At 74.2% G+C, this 23,985-nt stretch carries 17 protein-coding genes; 5 read left to right on the top strand and 12 right to left on the bottom strand.

Annotated elements, in window-relative coordinates; genetic code table 11:
• Positions 1 to 1,938 precede the first annotated feature (1,938 nt).
• On the top strand, positions 1,939 to 4,761 hold the full coding sequence (locus tag ACFRU2_RS38290; RefSeq protein WP_382980936.1) for an SCO5717 family growth-regulating ATPase: 2,823 nt from the start codon (positions 1,939 to 1,941) through the stop codon (positions 4,759 to 4,761).
• A gap of 106 nt (positions 4,762 to 4,867) precedes the next feature.
• Here the strand turns inward: ACFRU2_RS38290 and ACFRU2_RS38285 are convergent, their stop codons facing one another.
• The 9 genes from ACFRU2_RS38285 to rimP all read right to left on the bottom strand — a co-directional run bounded on the left by ACFRU2_RS38285 (position 4,868) and on the right by rimP (position 17,171).
• Positions 4,868 to 5,824, bottom strand: coding sequence for a bifunctional riboflavin kinase/FAD synthetase (locus tag ACFRU2_RS38285; protein WP_382980935.1), 957 nt, complete (start codon positions 5,822 to 5,824; stop codon positions 4,868 to 4,870).
• A gap of 56 nt (positions 5,825 to 5,880) precedes the next feature.
• On the bottom strand, positions 5,881 to 9,666 hold the full coding sequence (locus ACFRU2_RS38280) for a serine protease (RefSeq protein ID WP_382980934.1): 3,786 nt from the start codon (positions 9,664 to 9,666) through the stop codon (positions 5,881 to 5,883).
• A 290-nt stretch (positions 9,667 to 9,956) separates the two neighbouring features.
• On the bottom strand, positions 9,957 to 10,865 hold the full coding sequence (truB, locus tag ACFRU2_RS38275; RefSeq protein ID WP_382980933.1) for a tRNA pseudouridine(55) synthase TruB: 909 nt from the start codon (positions 10,863 to 10,865) through the stop codon (positions 9,957 to 9,959).
• Entirely contained in the window at positions 10,865 to 11,335 is a 471-nt protein-coding gene (rbfA, locus tag ACFRU2_RS38270) for a 30S ribosome-binding factor RbfA (RefSeq protein WP_382980932.1), read from the bottom strand. The genes truB and rbfA overlap by 1 nt, the downstream gene beginning before the upstream one ends.
• Positions 11,336 to 11,362: 27 nt before the next feature.
• Positions 11,363 to 11,656: a DUF503 domain-containing protein gene (locus ACFRU2_RS38265; RefSeq protein WP_030161467.1), complete on the bottom strand. Its 294-nt coding sequence runs from the start codon at positions 11,654 to 11,656 to the stop codon at positions 11,363 to 11,365.
• 173 nt (positions 11,657 to 11,829) lie between these two features.
• Positions 11,830 to 14,973 carry a translation initiation factor IF-2 gene (gene infB / locus ACFRU2_RS38260; RefSeq protein WP_382980931.1) on the bottom strand — a complete coding sequence of 1,048 codons (3,144 nt, stop codon included), beginning with the start codon at positions 14,971 to 14,973 and terminating at the stop codon, positions 11,830 to 11,832.
• Positions 14,974 to 15,124: 151 nt separating this feature from the next.
• Positions 15,125 to 15,412, bottom strand: coding sequence for a YlxR family protein (locus ACFRU2_RS38255; protein ID WP_382980930.1), 288 nt, complete (start codon positions 15,410 to 15,412; stop codon positions 15,125 to 15,127).
• Between the two features lie 188 nt (positions 15,413 to 15,600).
• Positions 15,601 to 16,671, bottom strand: a complete 1,071-nt coding sequence (gene nusA, locus ACFRU2_RS38250) for a transcription termination factor NusA (RefSeq protein WP_382980929.1) — start codon at positions 16,669 to 16,671, stop codon at positions 15,601 to 15,603.
• 2 nt (positions 16,672 to 16,673) lie between these two features.
• Positions 16,674 to 17,171, bottom strand: a complete 498-nt coding sequence (gene rimP, locus ACFRU2_RS38245; RefSeq protein ID WP_243337559.1) for a ribosome maturation factor RimP — start codon at positions 17,169 to 17,171, stop codon at positions 16,674 to 16,676.
• Positions 17,172 to 17,325: 154 nt separating this feature from the next.
• Here rimP and ACFRU2_RS38240 point away from each other — a divergent pair, with 154 nt between their 5' ends.
• Genes ACFRU2_RS38240 through ACFRU2_RS38225 form a run of 4 tightly spaced genes read left to right on the top strand, consistent with a single transcriptional unit; the run spans position 17,326 to position 20,267 of the window.
• Complete coding sequence (locus tag ACFRU2_RS38240) at positions 17,326 to 17,877, top strand: hypothetical protein (RefSeq protein ID WP_382980928.1); 552 nt, start codon at positions 17,326 to 17,328, stop codon at positions 17,875 to 17,877.
• Positions 17,874 to 18,329, top strand: coding sequence for a ferritin-like domain-containing protein (locus ACFRU2_RS38235; protein WP_382980927.1), 456 nt, complete (start codon positions 17,874 to 17,876; stop codon positions 18,327 to 18,329). Before ACFRU2_RS38240 ends, ACFRU2_RS38235 begins: the two co-directional genes overlap by 4 nt.
• Before the next feature lie 52 nt (positions 18,330 to 18,381).
• Complete coding sequence (locus ACFRU2_RS38230) at positions 18,382 to 19,284, top strand: aminoglycoside phosphotransferase family protein (RefSeq protein WP_382980926.1); 903 nt, start codon at positions 18,382 to 18,384, stop codon at positions 19,282 to 19,284.
• 50 nt (positions 19,285 to 19,334) lie between these two features.
• Positions 19,335 to 20,267, top strand: coding sequence for a slipin family protein (locus ACFRU2_RS38225; protein ID WP_382980925.1), 933 nt, complete (start codon positions 19,335 to 19,337; stop codon positions 20,265 to 20,267).
• 186 nt (positions 20,268 to 20,453) lie between these two features.
• Here the strand turns inward: ACFRU2_RS38225 and ACFRU2_RS38220 are convergent, their stop codons facing one another.
• From ACFRU2_RS38220 to ACFRU2_RS38210, 3 genes are all read right to left on the bottom strand, one after another.
• Positions 20,454 to 22,157, bottom strand: a complete 1,704-nt coding sequence (locus ACFRU2_RS38220; protein WP_382980924.1) for a proline--tRNA ligase — start codon at positions 22,155 to 22,157, stop codon at positions 20,454 to 20,456.
• 78 nt (positions 22,158 to 22,235) lie between these two features.
• Positions 22,236 to 22,805: a GNAT family N-acetyltransferase gene (locus tag ACFRU2_RS38215; RefSeq protein ID WP_382980950.1), complete on the bottom strand. Its 570-nt coding sequence runs from the start codon at positions 22,803 to 22,805 to the stop codon at positions 22,236 to 22,238.
• Between the two features lie 116 nt (positions 22,806 to 22,921).
• On the bottom strand, positions 22,922 to 23,767 hold the full coding sequence (locus ACFRU2_RS38210) for a GNAT family N-acetyltransferase (RefSeq protein ID WP_382980923.1): 846 nt from the start codon (positions 23,765 to 23,767) through the stop codon (positions 22,922 to 22,924).
• Positions 23,768 to 23,985: the final 218 nt, after the last annotated feature.

Raw genomic sequence — 23,985 nt, 5'->3', positions numbered from 1 at the left:
CCCGCGGCGCGGCGCAGCCGGGCCTGCCTGGCCGGGGCTCGGCCCCGGAACGCAGCCGTCCGTGCGGGCCGGTGGAGCCGGGGGCACTCGGGTGCGTCAGAAGGCCGAGCCGCTGCTGCTGACTAGCGGAGCCGGGGTGCCGCGGGGTTCAGCCTCACGGGGGACCCTGGGTCGCGGGGTGGGCACTCGGGAGGTACCAGTTCGAGGGATACGACTCGGGGGTCCCGGCTGGGTGGATGTGCATCTACGGGCACCCGGGAACTCCCCGGACCGGCAGTCTGCGGACAGGCCGACCGCAACAGGCATTCCGGGGAGCGGCAGTTCAGAAACCGCCCGACCCCGAACCGGGAGGGCCGAACAGCGGTCGGGAAGGGCAGATCGAGAGCGGTGGACCGGTGGGGGGCCCGGAGCCGGCGGAGCATGTACGGGCATGCCATCGACCCGCGGCCCTGGATCCGGCAGCGCCCGGGCAGACCGGCCGAGCCAGAGCCTCTGGGCCAAGGCCGGGCAAGCCCCGGACCGGCAGGCAGGCGCCCTGAAAGGCAGGCCGGGAACCGTAGGCCGAACCGAACGATCCCGGGCGCCGACAGGCCAAGAGCAGGCAAGGCCGGGTCCGGTAGGCCCTTAAGCGGCAGCGCCCGGACGGGGAGAACAGGACCCGGCAAGCCGAACAGAGCAGGCCCGAGAGCGACGGGCCAACGCGAGGCACGCCCCCGCACGGCAGCGCCGGGACCGGCAGGCCCGGAACAGGCGGCGCCGACATAGGCCGGCCAAGAACCTGCCTCCCGAGCCGAACTGGCCCGGGATGGGCGAGCAAAGAGCAGGTAGGCACCCGAACCGGCTGTGCCAGTACGGGCAGGCCGGAAGCCCCTGGCACCGGGACGGGCAAGCTCTCAAGGACGCGCCGGAAAGCGCAGACGGGTTGGGGACCCGCAGGGCGGGAACGGGTGAGCTGGGGGTCGGCACGCGAGCGGCGGCTGGGCCGCAGGCCCGCACGCACGCGGCCGTGGCCCTCCAGCGGCAGGGCGCGGTGGGCAGTCCGGAGAGCGGGGGCCGTGGTGGGCAGGCCGGGTAACGGGGGGTCGTGGTGGAGTGCCGGGCCGAAGGGGGGCGGTCATGGCGGTGCGCCCGGCCGGAGGGGCGGTGGTCGTGGTTGGCGGGGCCGGAGGAGGCGGTCGTCGCGGTGCGCCGGGCTCGAGGGCGCGGTCGTCGCGGCGTGCCGGGCCCAAGGGCACGGCCATGGCGGTGTGCCCGACCTGAGGGCACGGCCATCGCGGAGCGCCCAGTCCCAGAGCGCAGCCACCACGGAGCACCCAGCCCGTGGGCACGGTCATCGTGGAGCGCCGGACCCGAGGGCACAACCACCACGGAGCGCCCAGCCCCAGGACGCAGCCACCACGGAGCGCCCAACCCGAGGGCACGGTCATCGTGGAGCGCCCGACCCCAGGACGCAGCCACCACGCAGCACCCAGCCCCAGGGCGCAGCCGCCACGCAGCACCCAACCCGTGGGCACGGTCATCGCGGCGTGCCGGACCCGAGGGCACAACCACCACGGAGCGCCCGACCTCAGGACGCAGCCACCACGCAGCACCCAGCCCCAGGGCGCAGCCGCCACGGAGCGCCCAACCCGAGGGCACGGTCATCCTGGAGCGCCCGACCCGAGGGCACAGCCACCACCACGGAGCGCCCGACCCCAGGACGCAGCCACCACCGAGCGCCCAACCCGTGGGCACGGTCATCGTGGAGCGCCCAGCCCCAGGGGGATGGGATTGGCCGGGGATACGGCCGTATGGGCAGGATGGGGGCGGCCCGCAGCCTGCGGTCGGCCTCGGGTACGGGCAGGCGGGGGCGGATACCGGCTGCGGGACCCGATTAGGCTGGGCGGCGGCGTGGCGCGGTGGGACGCCAAACCAGTGTTCGACATACCAGGAGGACCAGTGAGCGGCGATCGGAACGAGAGGCGCGGCGGGACGTGGGACGTCCCGACGGACGATCAGTCCGACGCGGAGCCCGAACTGACGGGCGAGTTCACCATCGACTACACCCCGCCGGCCTGGTACACGCAGGGCGCGGCTCCGGCCGCCGCAGCGATCCCGGGCCTGCCCGAGGGCAGCGGCTTCGAGCCCCACCGGCCGCCGTCGGACCTGGAGACCCCTCCGACGATGCGCATCGCGCCGCCGGCTGCGGCTCCGGCTCCGCTCGCGGCGCCGAACGCACAGGCGCCGGCCTCGGCTGTGCCGTACCCGGGCACCCCCGACGCACCCACGGCTCTGACCGCGGACCCCGCGGCCGCACCGTACGCTCCGGCCGCCGGTACTTCCGTCCCGCCGTACCCGTCGGCCCCGGGCAATACCGTTCCGCCCTACCCGCCTGCCCCGGGCACCGGACTGCCGTCCTACCCGTCCGCCCCGGACGCTGGCCCGCCGTCGTACCCGTCGGCTCCGGACAGCTCGGCCCCGCCCTACACGCCGGCCCCCGACACCGGCAGGCCGTCCTACCCGGCCGCCCCGGAAGCCGCCGGGCCGTTGCACCCGTCCGCCCCGGACAGCGCCGCCTCGGCCTACACCCCGGCCCCCGACGCCGCCCGGCCGTCCTACCCGTCCGCCCCGGACGCTGGCCTGCCGTCGTACCCGTCGGCTCCGGACAGCTCGGCCCCGCCTTACGCGCCGGCCCCCGACACCGGCCGGCCGCCCTACCCCTCCGCCCCGGAAGCCGCCGGACCGTTGCACCCGTCCGCCCCGGACGCCGCCCGGCCGGAATACCCGGCGGCTCCGGACGGCCCCGCCTCGCCCCACGCGCCGGTCCCCGGCGCCGGTCTGCCGTGGCGCCCGTCGGACGCGGGGGCCGAACTGCCGTCGAGCCCGGCGGCTCCGGACAGCGCCGCCCCGGACTCGGTGCTCCCCTCGTACCCGGCGGCTCCGGAGGCTTCCGCGCCGGCCCCGGGCAGCACCCTGCCGCCGGTCGCGTCGGCCTCGGACGGCGCCGTGCCGGCCCACGCCCCGAGCCCGGACAGCGAGCTGCCGCCGTACCCGGGTGCGCAGGCCCCGTCCGCTGAGGCCGTGCCGCCCCACGCACCGGCCGCGGACGGGCCCGCCGACCAGGTGTGGGGCCCGCAGGCCCCGGCCGGTCCGGGTTCCGAGGGTGCCGCCGGTCCGGCGGGCGAGCAGGCCTCCGCCGACCCGTACGCGTCCCGGCCCGCCGGCCCCGAGCACGACGCCGCGCCCGCCCAGCCGCCGTACGAGAACCCCGCGCCGCCCGCTGTCGTGCGTACGCCCACTCCCCCGGAGGGGACGGTCATTCCGGCGCCGCGCGCGGCGGACACGTTCGAGGGACCCGCCGGAGCAGACCCGGCGTCCGGCAGCGAACTCCCGCGGTGGCCTTCGGAATTGACCTCGCCTCCGCGGGCTCAGGAGTCCCCTGATCCGCAGGCCGGGTACGACATCCTGCCGCCGGTCCAGGCCCAGGGCCAGCCCCGGCCCCAGACGCCCGATGCCGGGTACGGGTTCCCGCCCGCACAGCCCCAGCCGCAGCCCCAGCCCCAGCAGTACGCCGATCCCCGCGGCGGTCAGTGGCAGCAAGGTCCCCCCGGCCCGCAGGGGCCGCAGGGCCCCCACGGGCCCGATCCCCGCTACGGCGCCCCCCAGCCCTCCGGCGGCGCCCCCCTCGGGTACACCGCTGCCGTCGAGCTGTCCTCCGACCGCCTGCTGCGCGGCAAGCAGAAGGCCAAGAGCGGCAACAACGCCTCCGGAGGCGGCGGCCTGTTCCGCTTCGGCGGCAAGGCGGCCGAGGCGGAGCGGCGCCGCAAGCTGGAGCTGATCCGCACGCCGGTCATGTCCTGCTACCGCATCGCCGTCATCAGCCTCAAGGGCGGCGTCGGCAAGACCACGACCACCACCGCCCTCGGCGCGACCCTCGCCACGGAGCGCCAGGACAAGATCCTGGCCATCGACGCGAACCCCGACGCCGGCACCCTCGGCCGTCGCGTGCGCCGCGAGACCGGGGCCACGATCCGGGACCTGGTCCAGGCGATCCCGTACCTGAACTCGTACATGGACATCCGCCGGTTCACCTCCCAGGCGCCCTCCGGCCTGGAGATCATCGCCAACGACGTGGACCCGGCCGTCTCGACGGCCTTCAACGACGAGGACTACCGGCGGGTCATCGAGACCCTCGGCCGGCAGTATCCGATCATCCTCACCGACTCCGGTACCGGTCTGCTGTACTCCGCCATGCGCGGGGTCCTGGACCTGGCCGATCAGCTGATCATCATCTCGACCCCGTCCGTCGACGGCGCGAGCAGCGCCAGCACCACCCTCGACTGGCTCTCCGCGCACGGGTACGCCGACCTCGTCTCGCGCTCCCTCACGGTGATCTCCGGGGTCCGCGAGACCGCCAAGATGATCAAGGTCGAGGACATCGTGCGGCACTTCGAGACCCGCTGCCGCGGTGTCGTCGTGGTCCCGTTCGACGACCACCTCGCGGCCGGCGCCGAGGTCGACCTCGACATGCTCCGGCCCAAGACGCGCGAGGCCTACTTCAACCTCTCCGCCCTGGTCGCCGAGGACTTCATCCGCGCCCAGCAGCAAGCGCCCCCGAACCACTGGGGCCAGCCCCAGCCGCCCCAGCAGCCCTACCCGCAGCAGCAGCAGCAGCCTCACCAGCAGCCGCAGCCCACGTACGGGCAGCAGCCCTACCCCAACGCCGGCCAGCCCTGGCCCCAGCAGCCCGGCGGGCCCCCGCGCGACCCGCGGCTGGGCTGACGCGGCCGGCCCACGCACGAGGGCCCGTACCGCCCCCGGAATCCCGGGGACCGTACGGGCCCTCGCCCGTTGCAGAACCGCTCGTCAGGCCGACAGCATCAGGCCGTCAGCGCTCCGCGTCGTACGAATCCGTCAGCACCCGAGCCCGCTTCACGTCGTCGGCGATGGCCTCCAGCAGCCCGTCCAGCGACTCGAACTTCGCCATCCCGCGCACGTAGGCGAGGAAGTCGACGGCCACGTGCATGCCGTACAGGTCCAGCCCGACCCGGTCGATCGCGTACGCCTCCACGGTCCGCTCGGTCGCGTCGAACTGCACGTTCGTGCCGACCGAGATCGCCGCCGGCATCCGCTCGCCGTCCGCCGTCAGCCAGCCCGCGTACACCCCGTCGGCCGGGATCGCGGTGTGCGGCTGCGTCTCCACGTTCGCCGTCGGGTAGCCGAGCTCGCGCCCGCGCTGCGCACCGCGCACCACGATGCCTTCGACCCGGTGCGGGCGGCCCAGGATCTCGGCCGCACCGTCCATGTCGCCCTGCGCCACGAGCTTGCGCGCCAGCGTGGAGGAGAACGGCACGCCGCCGCCCGCCTCGCCGCGCTCGACCAGGTCCACGACCTCGACCTCGTAGTCGTAGGTGGGGCCGAGCTGCCGCAGGAACTCGACGTTGCCGGCGGCCTTGTGGCCGAAGCGGAAGTTCGGTCCCTCGATGACCGCCAGCGCGTGCAGCTTGTCGACGAGCACCTTCACGATGAAGTCGGCCGGGGACAGCTGCGAGAACTCCGCCGTGAAGGGCAGGATCAGCAGCGCGTCCACGCCCAGCCCGGCCATCAGCTCGGCGCGCCGGTCGTACGGAGCCAGGATCGGCGGGTGGCTGCCGGGGCGGACGACCTCGCTCGGGTGCGGGCTGAAGGTGACGACGACGGAGGGGACCCCGAGCTCGCGGGCCTTGGCCACGGCCCGTCCGATGATCAGCTGATGACCCCGGTGAACGCCGTCGTAGGAGCCGATGGTGACGACGCCGCGTCCCCAGTCCTGGGGGATGTCCTCCAAGCCACGCCAGCGCTGCACTGTGACCGCTCCTCGCCCGAACCCTGAAGGCCCTGTTCTGGTTGCCGATTGCAGGTCTAAGACTGCCATGCCGGTGGCCGCTGCCCATCATCGGCGTCGTCCCGCGGCGACGCGCTGTGAGCGAGGGTCTCGACGGTCCGGCGCGCGCTCGGCCCCAACAGCGCCGCCGCCTCCTGCGGCGCCCGCTCCAGCCAGCGGGCCACGAGCGCGCCGAAGGCCGGTTCGGCCCGCGCCAGCTCGACCGTGCGCCGCTCGAAGACCGCCGGGCCGCCCGGTGCCCGCAGCAGTTGCCGGCCGGTGCGCCGCAGGAGGTCCCGGGTGCGGTCGGGCGCGGCCGTGACCGCCCCCGCCGCCAGTGCGCCGAGGAAGGCGTCCAGCACCGACGGGTCGAGCTCCTCGCGGAGCAGCGCCTCGGCGAACTCGCCGCGGAGCGTGTACGAGGCCTCCGTGCCCGGGGCGGCCAGTACGCCGGCCAGCGCGGCCCGGACCGGGGGCGGGCCGGAGCCCAGCAGGTCCCGTACGAGCGGGCGGAGCACGGGGGCGGCGGCCAGGCCCTGTTCGAGCCGCCGGTCCACGAACTCGGCGGCGTGCGCGGCGTCCTGCGGGTGCCGCGCCAGGTGGTCCCGTACGAGGTCGGCCGCGCGCCGCGCCAGGCCCGGGGTGGTCAGCGCGGCCAGCGCACGCACCACCTCGCCGTCGGCCCGCTCCCGCAGGGCGGCGAACACCGCGTCCGGGTCGGGCAGCACGGGGAGCGCGGCGACCAGTGCGGCGGCGGGCAGCCGCAGGCCGCGCCCGGGGTCGCGGAAGCAGGCGAGGGCGTCGGGGAGGTAGCGGGCCCGTACCTGGGGGTCGCGGAGCAGGATCCCGAGGGCGCTGCCGTGCAGGGAGGCGTCGCCGGGGCGGGCGAGGAGGGCCTGCGCGGCGTAGCGCAGCAGCTCGCGGTCGGCCGGGGTCCGTACGTGCGGGGCGGTGAGCGGCCCGTACGCGGCGGCCGCGACCCGGCGGCCGGGCCGCTCGTCGTGGGCCCAGCGGTCCACGGCCCGGCTGAGGGCGGAGGGCTCGTCCTCGGCGAGTACGGCGAGCAGCTCGTCGGCGCGGGGATGCGCGGCGGTGACGAGCGCCTCGGCGAGGTCGTCGACGGCGAGGTTGCGATGGGTGTGGAGCAAGGCCTGCGCGGCGGTGGCGACGGTGGCACCGGGCCGCCCGAGCAGCCGCCGCTCGTCGCGGAACCAGCCGCAGAGCAGCGGCTGCACGAGGTGCGGCGCGCGGACCAGCCGCCGCGCGGCGGCATCGAGAAGGCGGTGGTCGTGGGGCAGCATCCGGCGCAGCAGCTCGAACCGGTCCTCCTCGGCGAGGCGCAGCCGGGTCCAGAACCAGGTCCCGAACTCCCCCTCGTCCTCCCGGCCCGGACCGGGCCCGGGCGGGCCGCCGGCTGCGGTGGTCCCGCCGGTCCGCGTCCAGCCGACGCGGGCGGCATCCGGTGCCTCCGCCCCGGGGCGGAGGGGCCCTGCGGGCCCGCCGGGCCGGCCGGACTGGGCGGGGATCCACGGGTGCCCGGTGGTACCGGGTCCCGCCCACGGGGTGGCGGCCGCCGGGGCCGGGGCCCCCAGGGCGCCCGCGTACGCCGCGGAACCGGCCGGTGTCGGGTCCGCCGGTGTCAGGCCCGCCGGCGGCACAGGCGCTGGTGCCGGGCTCACCGGCGTCGGGCCGGCTTCGTGCGCCCCGCCCGGCGCGGGCCCGCTCAGGTGGGTGGTGAGGGCGTACAGGACCGGGAGGTACGGCGTCGCGTCCGGGACGCGGAGCAGGGTTTCGCCGACGAGGCGGGCGGCCCACCACCGCGCCTCGGGGTCGGCCGGTGCGTCGAGCAGGGCCACGAGCCGCTCCAGTACCGCCGCCCGCTCCCCGGGCGGAAGCAGGCCCAGGGCCTCCAGTACGGGACCGATGCGGTGGCGGGGAACGTCCCGGCCCAGGGTGTCCAGGGCGGCGGGGAGATCCAGGTGCGCGGCCTGCACCCAGTCGGCGAGCTCCTCGTGGGCGAAGCGGTACCCCTCTCCGGCGGGCACCAGCAGCCCCTCGGTGAGCACGGCGGAGGCCCACCCCGACCGCCACGGGAACAGTTCCTCGAAGGAGGCCCGGTCCACCTGGCCCCGGCCCGGCCCCAGACACCGCCGGGCGGCTTCGTGCACCCGCCCGGCCACCCGCGCGGCCAGCCGGCCCACCCCGGGCCCGTACACCCCGGCCGTGTCGGGCCCGTCGGTGCCGACCTGGTCCGCGGCCCCGCCGACGCCGGGTCTACGGGGCTGCGGCAGCGCGGCGGACACCCGGACGGCCACGCGCAGGCACAGCAGGTCCAGGTGTGCGGCGAACACCTCGTCACGGGACGGACGGCCGGCGGTGACCCCGGCCGCGCGGACCTCCGCGAGCAGCCGCAGGGTGAGCGGGTGCCGGGCGTCGGCTCCCGCGACTGCGTCGGCCGGGATCCCCAGCCGGGCCCCGGCGAGCGCCGCCTCCTCGGGGGTGAGGTCGCCGACCGGGAGGGCGGGCGGCAGCCGGCGGGCCGGCCGGGCCGGGGTCCGGAGCATCCGCGCCGGGTAGAGCCGCCCGGCCGACTCCCAGTACTCGGGGCGGGCGGCCACCACGAGCCGGGCTCCGGTCGCGTCCAGCCAGGCGGCGGTGGCCGCGGTCCACGGCCCGGCCCGCGCCGCGAGCCGCGGCGGCATCTCCTCCGGCCCGTCCAGGACGACGAGCAGGGCCCGCCCGGCCGAAGCCACGAGCGCGGCCAGTGCCGACGCCGGGTCCGGGCCCGGAGCGGCGGCCGGCACCTCCAGGATCCGTCCCGCCTCCACGAGGGCCCGGGTCACCGCGTCGGCCAGGGAGGCGTCCCCGGCCTCCAGGTCGGCGCCGCGCAGCCAGAGGGTCGGGGCCGGGTGCGGGCCGCGGGCGCGGCGGACCGCGAGGGCGGCGAGGGCGGTCGTGCGGCCGGTGCCGGGGCGCCCGACCAGCGCGAGGACCGGGCGGTCCCCGGCGGTGAAGCGGTCCCCGGCGGTGAAGGCGTCCAGTTCGGCCGCGATCTCCGGGCGGTCCACCGGCTCCGGTCCCCCGGCGGCGAGGGCCGCGCCCAGGGTGGTCCCGGTGAGCTGCAGGGCTCCGGCGAGGTTCAGATCGGCGCCGTGGCCCGGCACGGTGGCGGCGTTGCGTTCCAGCAGCGCGGCGAGGGGTCCGCCCGGATCGGCGGCGGCCGCGGCCGTGAGGGGCACTGCGAAGCCGCCTGAGCGGTGCTCCGCCTGCAGAGCGGTGCACAGGACCGCGAGCACCGCTCCGGTTCCGGCGTCCAGCACCGGGCCCCCGCAGGCTTCGCCGCCGAGCCGCAGCGCGTCGCGGCCGTCGGTCCCGATGGCCAGCTCCAGCGCGGCCGGGAGGCGGTGGAGCCCGTCCGCAGCCGTCGCCCCCGTCCCCACCGCCGTCCCCGTCCCCGCCCTCGTCGTGGAGGTCGCCGCGTAGGTGGCCTCGGCCCCGCCGAGCACCCTCGCCTGGCGCCAGCCCCGCGCGGACAGCCGTACGTACGTCCCGGGAGCGATCGCCTCCCGCGGAGCCACCGGCAGCGGCCGTACCCCGAGCCCGTCGCTCCGTACGAGCGCCAGCCCCAGCTCCGGCAGGGCGGTCACGTCCGAGGCCCCCGCCAGCCAGGTCCGCTCCCCCGGCGGCGGCCCGTGCAGGACCAGCCGGGCCAGTCCGTCGACGGCCTCGTGGCTGGTGAGCACCGTCCCCCGGTCGTCCGCGACGAACCCGCTGCCCCGCGGCCTCCCGGCGAGATCGCAGATCCTGATCAGTTCCGCCGTCACCGCACCACTCCCCGCCGCGCGTGCCCCGTAGCCACGACGGTAGGCAGGTGAAGATCAGCGGGAACAGCACGCGAGGCGAAAGCGCCCCCTTACGCTCCCTCCATTCACTCCGAGCGCCTGCTCGGACGGGTGAATAAGGGGCTCCGGGTGGATAGAGACCTACCCGAGGGGGGTCGTGGAGCGGTGAGCAGCAGTCCGTGTGCGCTCACCGCTCCACGTCAAACGAGAACCGGCCGGCCCGAAGGCCGGCCGGGGAACTGCAGAGGGGAACGCGCCGGGCGAAGGACCCGTCAGGCGAAGACGGCGAGCGACTTCGCCTTGCCGTTCTTGCTCTCGACGAGCCCGAGCAGCTGGCCGTCCGGCCCGTAGACCGCGACCGCCTTGCCGGGCTCGTACTCGTCCGGCATGTCGATCCGCACGCCGTTCGCCAGCAGCGACGCCCGCCGGGCGTCGAGCTGCCAGCGCGGGAACGCGGCAGCCGCCGCGTCGCCGATCGGCATGACGGTCAGCTCCTCCTGGAGCTGGTCGAGCGTGCGCGCCCGGTCGATCTTGTACGGGCCCACCCGCGTGCGCCGCAGCGCCGTGAGGTGCCCGCCGACGCCGAGGTCGGCGCCCAGGTCCCGCGCGAGCGCGCGGATGTACGTACCGCTGGAGCAGACCACGGAGACGACGAGGTCGACGACCTTGGTGCCGTCCTCGGCCTCCGCCTCCCGCATGTCGTACACCTGGAACGAGGACACGGTCACCGGGCGGGCCGGGATCTCGAAGTCCTCGCCGTCGCGTGCGCGCTTGTAGGAGCGCACGCCCTTGATCTTGATGGCGCTGACCTTGGACGGGACCTGCATGATCTCGCCGGACAGCTTGGCGATGCCCGCGTCCACGCCCTCCCGGGTGACCCCGGAGGCGTCCGTGGACGAGATGATCTCGCCCTCGGCGTCGTCCGTCAGGGTGTTCTGGCCCAGCCGGATGGTGCCGAGGTACTCCTTCTCCGTGAGCGCGAGGTGGCCGAGGAGCTTGGTGGCCTTCTCGACGCCCAGGACCAGCACGCCCGTCGCCATCGGGTCGAGCGTGCCGGCGTGGCCGACGCGGCGGGTCTTGGCGATCCCGCGCATCTTGGCGACCACGTCGTGCGAAGTGAAACCGGACGGCTTGTCGACGATGACCAGGCCGTCCGGCGTCTTCCCTGCGTTGGTGCTCATTACGCGGATGCGTCCCCGTCTTCGTCGGCAGCGTCGTCGGCAGCGTCCTCGTCGGGCTTCTTGTACGGGTCGGCGTCGCCGGCGTACTGGGCGCCGGAGGACACCTCGCGCACCTGGGCGTCGGAGGTCCGCGCCTTCTCGAGGAGGTCCTCGATGGTCTTGGCGTTCTCCGGGAGGGCGTCCGCCACGAAGGTCAGGGTGGGCGTGAACTTGGTTCCCGCCGCCCGGCCGACCGCGGAGCGCAGGACGCCCTTGGCGCTCTCCAGGCCCGCTGCCGCACTGGCCCGGTCCTCGTCGTCACCGTAGACCGTGTAGAAGACCGTGGCCTCCCGCAGGTCGCCGGTGACCCTGGTGTCCGTGATGGTCACGTGCGTACCGAGGCGGGGGTCCTTGACGCCGCGCTGCAGCTTCTCGGCCACCACCTCCCGGATGAGGTCCGCCAGCTTCTTCGCCCGCGCATTGTCGGCCACTGGTCCGTCTCCTTCTTCGTCTTGCGGTCAGTCTTCATCACCGTGGAGCCGTCGTCGTACCGACAGCAGCTCCACTTCCGGACGTGCCGCGACCAGCCGCTCGCAGCGGTCCAGTACATCCGAGAGGAACCCCGTGTCCCCACTCACCAGAGCGACCCCTATGCGGGCCCTGCGGTGCAGGTCCTGGTCGCCCACTTCGGCCGCGCTCACAGAGAACTTGCGCTGGAGCTCGGCCACGATGGGCCGGACGACGGAGCGTTTCTCCTTCAGCGAGTGAACGTCGCCGAGGAGCAGATCGAAGGACAGAGTCCCCACGTACATGCAGGTCCGGATATCCCGCCGGTGCGGGTTCGGTGGCCTGCCGGCCGTCGCGCGGCAGGGTCATCAGAACCGTACACGCAACGGCCGGGGCCGATCGACGGATATTCCGCCGACCGGCCCCGGTGTTACAGCAACCCGCGACTAGCTACGACACGGTGCGAACCGCCTCGCGCTTACGCGCGGGGCTTCTCGCGCATCTCGTACGTCGCGATGACGTCGTCGATCTTGATGTCGTTGAAGTTGCCGAGGTTGATACCGCCCTCGAAGCCTTCGCGGATCTCGGTGACGTCGTCCTTGAAGCGGCGCAGACCGGAGATGGTGAGGCTCTCGGCGATGACCTTGCCATCGCGCAGGAGCCGCGCCTTGGTGTTGCGCTTGACCTCGCCGGACCGGATGAGGACACCGGCGATGTTGCCCAGCTTGGACGAGCGGAAGACCTCGCGGACCTCCGCCGTACCGAGCTCGACCTCTTCGTACTCCGGCTTGAGGAGACCCTTGAGAGCCGCCTCGATCTCCTCGATGGCCTGGTAGATCACCGAGTAGTAGCGGACGTCGACACCCTCGCGCTCCGCCATCTGCGCGGCACGGCCGGCCGCACGGACGTTGTAGCCGATGACGATGGCGTCGGAGCCCATCGCCAGGTTGATGTCGGACTCGGTGACCGCACCCACACCGCGGTGCAGGATGCGGATGTCGACCTCTTCGCCGACGTCGAGCTGGAGCAGCGAGGACTCGAGAGCCTCGACCGCACCGGACGCGTCGCCCTTGATGATGAGGTTGAGTTCCTGGACCAGACCGGCCTTGAGGACCGAGTCGAGGTCTTCCAGGGACACCCGGCGGACGCGCTTGGCGAAGTTGGCGTTGCGCTCACGCGCAGCACGCTTCTCGGCGATCTGACGGGCGGTGCGGTCCTCGTCGACGACGAGGAAGTTGTCGCCGGCGCCGGGGACGTTGGTGAGACCCAGGACCAGGACGGGGGTCGCGGGACCCGCTTCCTCGACGTTGTTGCCCTTGTCGTCGAGCATGGCGCGCACACGGCCGTAGGCGTCGCCCACGACCATCGTGTCGCCGACGCGGAGGGTACCGCGCTGGACGAGGACGGTGGCAACGGCACCGCGGCCGCGGTCGAGGTGGGACTCGATCGCAATACCCTGAGCGTCCTGCTCCGGGTTGGCGCGCAGGTCGAGCGAGGCGTCGGCGGTGAGGACGACGGCCTCGAGCAGGGAGTCGATGTGCAGACCCTGCTTGGCGGAGATGTCGACGAACATCGTGTCGCCGCCGTACTCCTCGGCGACCAGACCGAACTCGGTGAGCTGACCGCGCACCTTGACCGGGTCGGCACCCTCGACGTCGATCTTGTTGACCGCGACGACGATCGGGACGCCGGCGGCCTGGGCGTGGTTGAGCGCCTCGATCGTCTGCGGCATGACGCCGTCGTTGGCCGCGACCACGAGGATCGCGATGTCGGTCGACTTCGCACCACGGGCACGCATGGCGGTGAACGCCTCGTGACCCGGGGTGTCGATGAAGGTGATCTTGCGGTCTTCGTCGTTGACCTGGGTGGTGACCTGGTACGCACCGATGTGCTGCGTGATGCCACCGGCCTCGCCCGCAACGACGTTCGTCTTGCGGATGGCGTCGAGCAGTCGGGTCTTACCGTGGTCGACGTGACCCATGACGGTCACGACCGGCGGACGCGGCATGAGGAATTCCTCGCCGCCCTCGTCCTCGCCGAACTCGATGTCGAAGCCCTCGAGGAGCTCGCGGTCCTCTTCCTCCGGGCTGACGATCTGAACGACGTAGTTCATCTCGCCGGCCAGCATTTCGAGGGTCTCGTCGGAGACGGACTGCGTGGCAGTGACCATCTCGCCGAGGTTCATCATCACGGCGACGAGCGACGCCGGGTTGGCGTTGATCTTCTCCGCGAAGTCGGTGAGGGAGGCACCGCGCGACAGGCGAACGGTCTCGCCGTGACCACGCGGCAGCATGACGCCGCCGACCGACGGGGCCTGCATGGCCTCGTATTCCTGGCGACGCTGGCGCTTGGACTTGCGACCACGACGCGCGGGACCACCGGGACGGCCGAAGGCACCCTGCGTGCCACCACGGGCACCGGGACCACCGGGACGACCGCCGAAGCCGGGACGACCGCCGCCACCGGCACCGGCCGGACCGCCGCCGAAGCCGCCGCCACCGGGACGGGGACCGCCGAAGCCGCCACCGCCGCCGGGACGCGAGCCCGGACCGGCCGGACGACCGGCGAAGCCGCCGCCCGCGGGACGACCCGCGCCACCGGCGCCGCCGGGACGGGGACCGCCCGCACCGGGACCACGGCCACCGGGGCCGCCACCGGGACGGGGACCGGGACCACCGGCAGCGGGACGCTGCGGCATCATGCCCGGGTTGGGACGGTTGCCACCGGGAGCACCACCGGGACGCGGGGCGCCGCCCTGCGGACGCGGCATACCGCCCGGGGTCGGACGACCGGCACCGGCACCCTGGGGACGCGGAGCGCCGCCGGGGCCGCCCTGCGGACGGGGAGCGCCACCCTGGCGGTCACCGGCGCCGGGGGCACCGGGACGGGGAGCGCCGGCCGGACGGGGCGCCTGCGGGCGCGCCATGCCGGTGGAGCCACCAGAGGTGAACGGGTTGTTGCCCGGACGGGGACCGGCCGGACGGGCGCCCTGCGGACGCGGGGCCTGAGCACCGGGACCGGCGGGACGCTCGGCACGCGCCGGAGCGGCACCGGCCGGACGCGGGGCGCCGGGACGGGCGCCGGGCTGGCCGCCCTGACCCTGCGCCGGACGCTGCTGCGCCGGACGGGGGCCGGGAGCCGCGGCGGCGGGACGCTCGGTGCGCGCCGGGGCGGCCGGAGCCGCCGGGGGCGCGGAGAACTCGGTCGCCACGGGAGCCGCCGGAGCGGGCTTCGGGGCGGCCGGAGCCTTGGGACCGGGACGCGGACCACCGGGGGCGGCGGTCGGGGTCACCGGGGCGGGCGTCACGGCGGCCGGAGCCTCTGCGACGACCGGCTTGGGGGCCGGTGCGCCGGGCTTCGGCGCAGCGGGACGTGCGGGACCCGGGGTCGGAGCCCCGGGCTTGGCGGGCGCCGCGCTACGGGGCGCGCCAGGCTTCGCAGGGGCCTTGCCGGCGCTGCCGCCGGGACCCTGCAATGCGTCGGTCAACTTGCGTACGACCGGCGCCTCGATCGTCGAGGACGCCGAACGGACGAACTCACCGAGTTCCTGGAGCTTGGCCATGACGACCTTGCTCTCAACTCCGAACTCCTTGGCGAGTTCGTATACCCGGACCTTAGCCACTTCGCTCCTTTTAGGTCCGGGTTACGCCGGACCGTCTCTACTTCATGCTCGTACTCATCGCGTACTCATCGAGGGGTGCTCATCGCAATCTCGACCTACTTCCAACTCGCGAGGTACCTGACCGCACGGTGATCCGTGCCGTACTACGTGCTTACGGTGTCGCCTCGGCCTCATCGGCCACGGCTTTGTGCAGTTCCGCCGCGTCGAACGGTCCTGCGGACTTGAAGGCCCGGGAGAACGCCCTGCGGCGGACAGCCTGGTCGAGGCAGACCACGGCGGGGTGCACGTAGGCACCCCGGCCGGGCAGCGTACCGCGAGGATCGGAGACACATTTGTCACCGACCGCCACGATGCGCAGCAGATCGCTCTTGGCCGCTCGCTCCCGACACCCCACACAGGTGCGTTCGGGGCATGCGCGGGCTTGCGTCCGGCCAGACACGCTTAAGTCTACCTCCCCGCACCGACCTCACCCCTTCGGGCGAAAAATCGAACGGATGTTGTCGTGATCACGAGTGCAGGGTCCCGCCGCCGAAACCTCGGCGGCGGACGGCCGTGCACGTCGAGAAGGGCTCTTGTCGCCCCTGCCGTTCTTGTGTACCGCCCGGACAGCTCCGGGCGGTAGCGGTTTTATTCCCCGCGGCGGTCGTCGCGCCGGTCGTCCCGGCGGTCGTCACCCCGGTCGTCGCGGCGCTCGCCGCGGTCGCGGTCGTCCCCGTCCGAGGGCTGCTCGGTGTCGGGACGGATGTCGATGCGCCAGCCGGTCAGGCGAGCGGCGAGGCGGGCGTTCTGGCCCTCCTTGCCGATGGCCAGCGACAGCTGGTAGTCCGGCACGGTCACCCGTGCGGACCGGGTGTCCCAGTCCACGACCTCGACCTTGCTCACCCGGGCGGGTGACAGGGCGTTGGCGACCATCTCCGCCGGGTCGTCCGACCAGTCGACGATGTCGATCTTCTCGCCGTGCAGCTCGGCCATCACGTTGCGCACGCGGCTGCCCATCGGGCCGATGCAGGCGCCCTTCGGGTTGAGGCCGGAGCGGTTGGCGCGGACGGCGATCTTGGTGCGGTGACCGGCCTCACGGGCGATCGCGCAGATCTCGACGCTGCCGTCGGCGATCTCCGGGACCTCCAGCGCGAACAGCTTCTTCACCAGGTTCGGGTGGGTGCGCGACAGGGTCACGGACGGACCGCGGACACCCTTCGCCACCCGCACGACGTACGACTTCAGGCGCAGTCCGTGCGTGTAGTCCTCGCCGGGGACCTGCTCCTGCACCGGCAGCATGGCCTCCATCTTGCCGATGTCGACGAGGACGTTCTTCGGGTCCTTGCCCTGCTGCACCACGCCGGTGATGACATCACCCTCGCGGCCCAGGAACTCGCCGAAGGTCAGGTCGTCCTCGGCGTCGCGCAGACGCTGGAGGATCACCTGCTTGGCGGTCGTCGCGGCGATGCGGCCGAAGTCCGACGGGGTGTCGTCGAACTCCTTGGCCTCCTGGCCCTCTTCCAGGTCCCTCGGGTCCTCGGTCGCCCACACGATCACGTGACCGTTGGTGCGGTCGAGCACGACGCGTGCGCGCCGGAAGCTTCCCTCGGTGCGGTGGTACGCGATGAGGAGGGCCGACTCGATCGCTTCGACGAGCAGGTCGAAGGAAATCTCCTTCTCCCGGACCAGACCCCGTAGGGCACTCATGTCGATGTCCACGACTACGCCTCCTCTTCCTTCTTGTCCTTGCGGTTGAACTCGATCTCGACACGCGCCTTGGCGATGTCGGTGAACACGATGCGGCGGGCGGTCGCCTTGCGGCCCTTCACGCCCGGGACCTCCAGGTCCATGCCCTCGTCGTCGACGTCGAGGATGCGGGCGATCACTTCCCCGCCGTCCGACGTCTGGAACTTCACGAGCCGGCCGATCGCCCGGATGTAGTGACGGTGCTCGGTCAGCGGGCGGTCCGCGCCCGGCGAGCTCACTTCGAGGACGTACTCGTCCTCACCCATCGCGTCGGTCTCGTCCAGCAGGTCCGAGACCTCGCGGCTCAGCTCGGCGCACGCGTCCAGCTCCACGCCGTCGTCGGAGTCCACGATGATGCGCAGCATCCGGCGCTTGCCCGCCTTGGACGTCTCGATCTCCTCGAGGTCCAGGCCCTTGGCGGCGACGAGCGGCTCCAGCAATGCGCGCAGCCTGTCGCTCTGGGTGGTGCTCATCCGGGTGACTCCTCGGCCGCGTGTGCTGTTGTGGTTTCCGTCGTGCGTCAGGTCAAAGGGTATCCGGTCGCGGAGGGTGTTGCCGTCCGCGCTGCGCAGGGGGCCCCGGGTACCGTGATCACACCCTGCCCGCCTTCACCCCTAGGACGTATGCGTGCCCTCGATCCTGCCGTCGCGAAGAGGCCTGCTCGCCGGTGCCGCGGGCATCGCCGGAGCCGCGCTGCTCAGCGGTTGCTCCGACGACGGGCCGCCCGCCGCGGACCCCGAGGTTCCACTCGAACGGCGGATGCGCGAGACGGCCGTTCGTGAGAGCGAGCGGCTGCTGGAACGTTACGACGCCACGAGCGCGGCCCACCCTGCCCTCGCGCAGCGCCTCGCACCGCTGCGCGTCTCGGTCGCGGCGCACGCGGCGGCCCTCGCCGAGGGGGCCCCGGCATCCTCGCCGTCCCGTTCCGCGTCCGCGCCCTCCCCCGTCCCGTCCGGCGGCGCGGCCGCCGCTCCCCCCGCTCCGGGCGCCGCGCCGGTGCCCGCCGCGCCCGCCGAGGCGCTGACCGCGCTCGCGGACGCCGAGCGGAGCCTGGCCGAGGCCCGGACGATCTCCCTGGCCGACGCCCCCGGGGAGCTGGCCAGGATGCTCGCCTCGGTGGCGGCGTGCGGCCACGTGCACGCGTACCTGCTGACCTCGACTCCGGGAGCCTCCTCGTGACGCCGACCCCCTCCCCCGCCGCACAGGTCCTGGAGGCCGCGCAGGCCGCGCTCGCCGCCGAGCACGCGGCCGCGTACGGCTACGGCGTGATCGGGGCCCGGGCCGCGGCCGCCCGCTCCGCCGAGGCCCGCGAGGCGCACGGCGGGCACCTCGCGCGCCGCGACGCGCTCACCCGCACCGTGCGTGAGCTGGGCGGTTCCCCCCGCCCCTCGGAGGCCGCGTACGCCCTGCCGTTCACCGTGCGCACGCCCGCCGACGCCGAGCGGCTGGCCGCCGGGATCGAGGACCGGGTGGCGGGCGCGTACTCCGATCTGGTGCGCGCCGCCGAGGGCCGGTTGCGCCGCGAGGCGGCTGACGCGCTGGGCGCCGCGGCCCTGCGCGCGGCACGCTGGCGCGGCGGCGGCGTAGCCTTCCCAGGGCTCACGGAACGCGCGGACACACCGCGGACCTAGCGCGCAAGCATGCGCGACGAGCCCGGGCACAGCTGAAAGGGACCACGCACGCATGGCTTTCGAACCGCCGCAGCGGCTCGTACGGGCGCTCGGCGAGCTGCCGGAATCGGCGCACGTCTCGGACTGGCTGGGGCAGCTCCCCGGGCTGGCGGAGGCTGCGCTGGCCCGGCGCGGAGTACAGGCCCAGCGGGTGCAGGCCCCCGGCGGCCGCAGCAGCCTGGTCGTCCTCGTCCGGTACGCCGACGGGACCCCGGCCGCGCTGAAGCTGGCCCCGCCGGGGCTCCGGCCCGACCGGGAACTGGCCGCGCTGGCGCACTGGGGCGGCTTCGGGTCGGTACGGGTCCTCGACACGCGCCATCACGAGGAGGACGGGGCGCTGCTGCTGGAGCGGCTGCACCCCGAGGTTTCGCTGCGGTCGCTGCCGGAGGCGAAGGCGCTGCTGGAGGCCTGCGGCACGCTGCGCAGGCTGTGGGTGGCCCCGGCGCCGGGGCACGGCTGGGAGACGGTCGCCGAGCGGACCGCCGAGCAGGCCGAGGTGCTCCGCAAGGCTCCCCCGGAGGCGGCGGAGCTGGCCTCGGCGGCGCTGGCGGCCCGCGAGGAGCTGATGGCGGCGCCGGCCGAGGAGCTGCTGCTGCACGGCAACTTCCGGCAGGGCAAGGTCCTCGCCGGCGAGCGCGCCCCGTGGCTGGCGGTGGGCCCGGACCCGATGGTCGGCGAGCGGGCCTACGACCTGGCCCGGCTGGTACGGGACCGGCTGGAGGACCAGATGGCCTCCTCGGCGGGGGCCTCGGGCGCCCGGCGCCGGGTGAACAAGCTGGCCGACGCGCTGGAGGTGGACCGGGACCGGCTGCGGGGCTGGACGCTGTTCCGGGCGGTCGAATCGGGCAACCGGGCGCTGGCCGCCGGGCGTCGGCGGGACGCGGAGCTGCTGCTGGAGTTCGCGGGCTGGTTGTAGGGCATAAGCCCTGTGGGGGGAGTGCCGCCCGGCAGGAGCAGGAGGCCGTCATGGTCGAGGAACTGCTGACAGTCGGCGCCGTCGCGGGCGTCGGGATCGTGGCCTACCTGGGCGCCGCCGCCCGCGTGGTGAAGCAGTACGAGCGGGGCGTGGTCTTCCGCCTGGGCCGTCTGCGGGGAGGCGTCCGCGGGCCCGGCTTCACTTTCGTGGTCCCGGTCGTGGACCGGCTGCGGAAGGTCAACATGCAGATCGTGACGATGCCGGTGCCCGCGCAGGAGGGGATCACGCGGGACAACGTCACGGTGCGGGTGGACGCGGTCGTGTACTTCAAGGTGGTGGACGCGGCCAACGCGATCATCGAGGTGGAGGACTACCGGTTCGCCGTCTCCCAGATGGCGCAGACCTCGCTGCGGTCGATCATCGGCAAGTCGGACCTGGACGACCTGCTCTCCAACCGGGAGCAGCTCAACCAGGGCCTGGAGCTGATGATCGACAGTCCGGCGGTGGGCTGGGGCGTCCAGATCGACCGGGTGGAGATCAAGGACGTGTCGCTCCCCGAGACGATGAAGCGGTCGATGGCCCGGCAGGCGGAGGCCGACCGGGAGCGGCGGGCGCGGATCATCAACGCGGATGCGGAGCTCCAGGCGTCGAGGAAGCTGGCCGAGGCGGCCGAGGTCATGTCGGAGCAGCCTGCGGCGCTGCAGCTGCGTCTGCTCCAGACGGTGGTGGCCGTGGCGGCGGAGAAGAACTCCACCCTCGTCCTGCCGTTCCCGGTGGAACTCCTCCGCTTCCTGGAACGCGCGGCCCCGGCGCCTGCTGTTGCGCCCCCTCCGCCGTACCCGGAGCCGGCCCCGGGTATGGCGGCCCCCGTCCCGGCGGCGGTGCCTCCGGATGCTGCCGCGGGGTTCGGCCCCGGGGCGGTTGCGGAGCCCTGCCTCGACGGGGCCACGTCGCCGCCCGTGGAGCCGGACGTGCGCGGGTAGGCGCTGCGCGGAGCCGTCCCCTACCCGCCCTTCCACCGTTCCCCGGGGCTGCGCCCCGGACCCCCCTGGGGCTCCGCCCCAGACCCCGCGCCTCAAACGCCGGCGAGGCTGGATGATGCCGCGGACCGGGTCCGGGCGGAGCCCGGGGAACGGTGGAAGGGCGGGTAGGGGACCGGCCCCGCAGGGTTACGCGGTCGCGGTCAGGCGGGACAGGGCTTCCTCCAGGGGGAGTTCCTCGCGGGTGCCGGAACGGCGGTCCTGGAGTTCCACCACGTTGTCCGCCGAGCGGCGGCCCGCGACCAGGATCCACGGGACGCCGATCAGCTCCGCGTCGGTGAGCTTCACCCCGGGTGACAGGCCCGGCCGGTCGTCGAGGAGGACCCGGAGACCCGCCCCGGCCAGGGACTCCGCCGCCGACTCCGCGAGGGCGAGCGGCACCGCCTTGCCCGCCGCCACGACGTGCACGTCGGCCGGGGCCACCGCCGCCGGCCAGCACAGGCCCCGCTCGTCCGCCGTCTGCTCGGCCAGCGCGGCCACCGCGCGGGACACGCCGATTCCGTAGGAGCCCATCGTGACCCGGACCGGCTTGCCCTGCGCTCCGAGGACGTCGAGCCCGAAGGCGTCCGCGTACTTCCGGCCGAGCTGGAAGATGTGCCCGATCTCGATCGCCCGGTCCAGGCGGAGCCCGGTGCCGCAGGACGGGCAGGGGTCGCCCGGCTCCACGACGACCACGTCCAGGTACTGGTCCACCTCGAAGTCCCGCCCGCAGACCACGTTCCGGGCGTGCGTGTCGGGCTTGTTGGCCCCCGTCACCCAGGAGGTGCCCGGCGCGACGCGGGGGTCGGCGAGGTAGGGGACCTTTTCCAGGCCCTGCGGGCCCACGTAGCCCCGTACGAGGTCGGGCCGGTCGGCGAAGTCCTCCGCCGTCACCAGCTCCACGACCGCCGGGGCCAGGTGCTCCCCGAGCTTGCCGAGGTCGACCTCCCGGTCGCCCGGTACGCCGACGGCGGTGATCTCCCCGTCGACCTTGACGAGGAGGTTCTTCAGGGTCGCCGACGCGGGCACGCCCAGGTGAGCCGCGAGGGTCTCGATGGTGGGGGTGTCGGGGGTCGGGATCTCCTCCAGCGGACCGTGCTCCCCGGGGGCCGGGGCCAGGGCGAAGGTCACCGCCTCCGTGTTGGCCGCGTAGCCGCAGGCGGGGCAGTCCGCGAAGGTGTCCTCGCCGGCCGGGGCCGGTGCCAGGAACTCCTCCGACGCCGAGCCGCCCATCGCGCCCGACACCGCCGACACCACCCGGTGGTCGAGGCCGAGCCGCTCGAAGATGCGTACGTAGGCCTCGCGGTGGAGCCGGTAGGACTCCGCCAGACCCTCGTCGGAGACGTCGAAGGAGTACGAGTCCTTCATCTGGAACTCGCGGCCGCGCAGGACGCCCGAGCGGGGCCGCGCCTCGTCCCGGTACTTGGTCTGGATCTGGTAGAGCATGACCGGCAGGTCCTTGTAGGACGTGCACTGGTCCTTGACCACCAGGGTGAAGATCTCCTCGTGGGTGGGGCCGAGCAGGTAGTCCGCGCCCTTGCGGTCCTTGAGCCGGAAGAGCAGGTCCCCGTACTCCGACCAGCGGCCGCTGACCTCGTACGGCTCCTTCGGCAGCAGCGCCGGGAGCAGCACCTCCTGCGCCCCGATCCCGTCCATCTCCTCGCGGACGATGCGCGAGACGTTGTCCAGGACCCGCTTGCCGAGCGGCAGCCAGCTCCACACTCCGGCGGAGCTGCGCCGGACGTAGCCGGCCCGGACGAGGAGGCGGTGGCTGAGGGTCTCGGCGTCGGCGGGGTCCTCGCGGAGGGTCTTGGCCATGAGGCGGGACATGCGCTGCACGTGTTGCGTTGACATGACGGGAGGCTATCGGGGGCTCCGGGGCGCGCGGAAACGGATTGAGCGCCTCAGGGGGGGTCGGGGCCGTACGGGGGGTCAGGGCCTGCGCAGCGGCAGCGGGGCGCCCATGACGGCGTACGGGAGGCTCGCGCTCGGGAAGAGGACCCGGCGGGCCAGGTCCGTGTAGCCGAGGGAGCCGTAGAGGCCGCGGGCGGGGCTGTCGGTGTCGATCGCGGAGAGGATCGAGCGGTCCTCGGCGGCGGTGTCGGTGATCAGGGTGATGAGGGCGCGGCCGACGCCCTTGCCCTGGAAGCCGGGGTGGACGTGGAGCTCGGTGATCACGAAGGACCCGTCGAGCCATTCCTCGTGGCCGCCGGCCCGCAGATAGGGCTCGACGACTCCGGACCACCAGTGCGCGCGGTCGTTGGGCATGCCGTAGACGAACCCGGCGAGCCCGCCGTCCTCGGTGAAGGCGCCGAGCGCGCGGGCGCCGCGGCAGGTCATGTGGCGCTGGACGATGTAGCGCCGGATGCCGACCTCCTCCTCGCTGAGCCCGAAGGCCATGGCCTGCACGCGCAGGGCCTCGTCGACCCGGGCGGCGAGGTCGAGGGGCCCGATCCGCAGTCCGGCGGGCCGGCCGGGGTCTTCTCCCGCGGGGGTTGGCATCATGCGGCGACCTTACTGTCCGACCGCGCGGTCGAACAGGAAGATCGGATCAGGACGCTCGGAAACGGCACGCTCGGCAGCAGACACCCGGCGGCGGATGCCCGGCGGCGGCACGCTCAGAACAGCACGCTCATGAACGCGCCGACCTCGCGGAAGCCGACCCGGCGGTAGGAGGCCCGTGCGGCGGTGTTGAAGTCGTTGACGTAGAGGCTGACCACGGGGGCCACGTCCCGGAGCGCGTACGCGACGACGGCGGCCATCCCGGTCTCGGAGTGTCCGCGGCCGCGGAACTCGGGGGCCACCCAGACGCCCTGGATCTGGCAGGCGCGGGAGGTCGCGGCGCCGATCTCGGCCTTGAAGACGACCTTGCCGTCCTCGATGCGGGCGAAGGAACGCCCACTGGCGACCAGCTCGGCGACCCGGGCCTGGTAGAGCAGGCCCCCGTCGCCCGTCATCGGGGAGATGCCGACCTCCTCGGTGAACATGGCCACGCAGGCGGGCATGATCACGTCCATCTCGTCCTTGCGGATCCGGCGCACCCGGGGGTCGGCGGTCACCGCGGTGGACGGCTGCTCCATGACCATGAGGGGCTGGCGGGAGCGGACGTCGCGGGCCGGGCCCCAGCTCGGCTCCAGGAGCTGCCAGAGCAGGCCGGTGGCCTCGGCGGGGCCGACGATGGAGGAGCAGCGGCGGCCGGTGCGCCGGGCGCGGTCGGCGAAGGCCCGTACCGCGTCGGGACCGGCGCAGACGGGCACCAGGTTGGCGCCGGCGTAGCAGAGCGAGCGGAGCTCGCCGTCTGCGTACCAGCCCCACATCTCGCCGCCCAGGCGCCACGGGTCGAGCCCGGCGACCTGGACCCGGGAGGTGACGAACGCGTTCTCGACCGGCTCGCGGCCGAGGATGTCGAGCGCGGCGTCGAGATCACTGGGCTCAAGGACCCGGGTGGTGGTCTGCGTCAACACTGGGGCCTCACCATGCAAGTCTGCTGATCTCCGCACTGTACCCGGACCGGCTCCGAGATGCCCCCGAGGGCCCTCGGGGCGCCTCCCGGGCGGTCGCGCCCGGAGGCCCGCATGCAGACGGGCCCGGGGGGGGGGGGGGGGGGGGGGGGGGGGGGGAGCAGAGAAAAAAAGAAAAAAAAAAGGGAAAGAGAAAGAAAAAAAGAGAGGGGGGGGGAGCC

The organism is Streptomyces sp. NPDC056883, from assembly GCF_042788835.1.
GTDB lineage: Bacteria > Actinomycetota > Actinomycetes > Streptomycetales > Streptomycetaceae > Streptomyces > Streptomyces stoeckheimensis.
This window is presented reverse-complemented; position numbering and strand designations above follow the sequence as displayed.

Coding starts and splice junctions, on each gene's coding strand:
- truB (WP_382980933.1), bottom strand. CDS start 10,865: ATGAGCACCAACGCAGGGAAGACGCCGGACGGCCTGGTCATCGTCGAC.
- ACFRU2_RS38265 (WP_030161467.1), bottom strand. CDS start 11,656: ATGTACGTGGGGACTCTGTCCTTCGATCTGCTCCTCGGCGACGTTCAC.
- rimP (WP_243337559.1), bottom strand. CDS start 17,171: ATGAGCACCACCCAGAGCGACAGGCTGCGCGCATTGCTGGAGCCGCTC.
- ACFRU2_RS38230 (WP_382980926.1), top strand. CDS start 18,382: ATGGCTTTCGAACCGCCGCAGCGGCTCGTACGGGCGCTCGGCGAGCTG.
- ACFRU2_RS38225 (WP_382980925.1), top strand. CDS start 19,335: ATGGTCGAGGAACTGCTGACAGTCGGCGCCGTCGCGGGCGTCGGGATC.
- ACFRU2_RS38220 (WP_382980924.1), bottom strand. CDS start 22,157: ATGTCAACGCAACACGTGCAGCGCATGTCCCGCCTCATGGCCAAGACC.
- ACFRU2_RS38215 (WP_382980950.1), bottom strand. CDS start 22,805: ATGCCAACCCCCGCGGGAGAAGACCCCGGCCGGCCCGCCGGACTGCGG.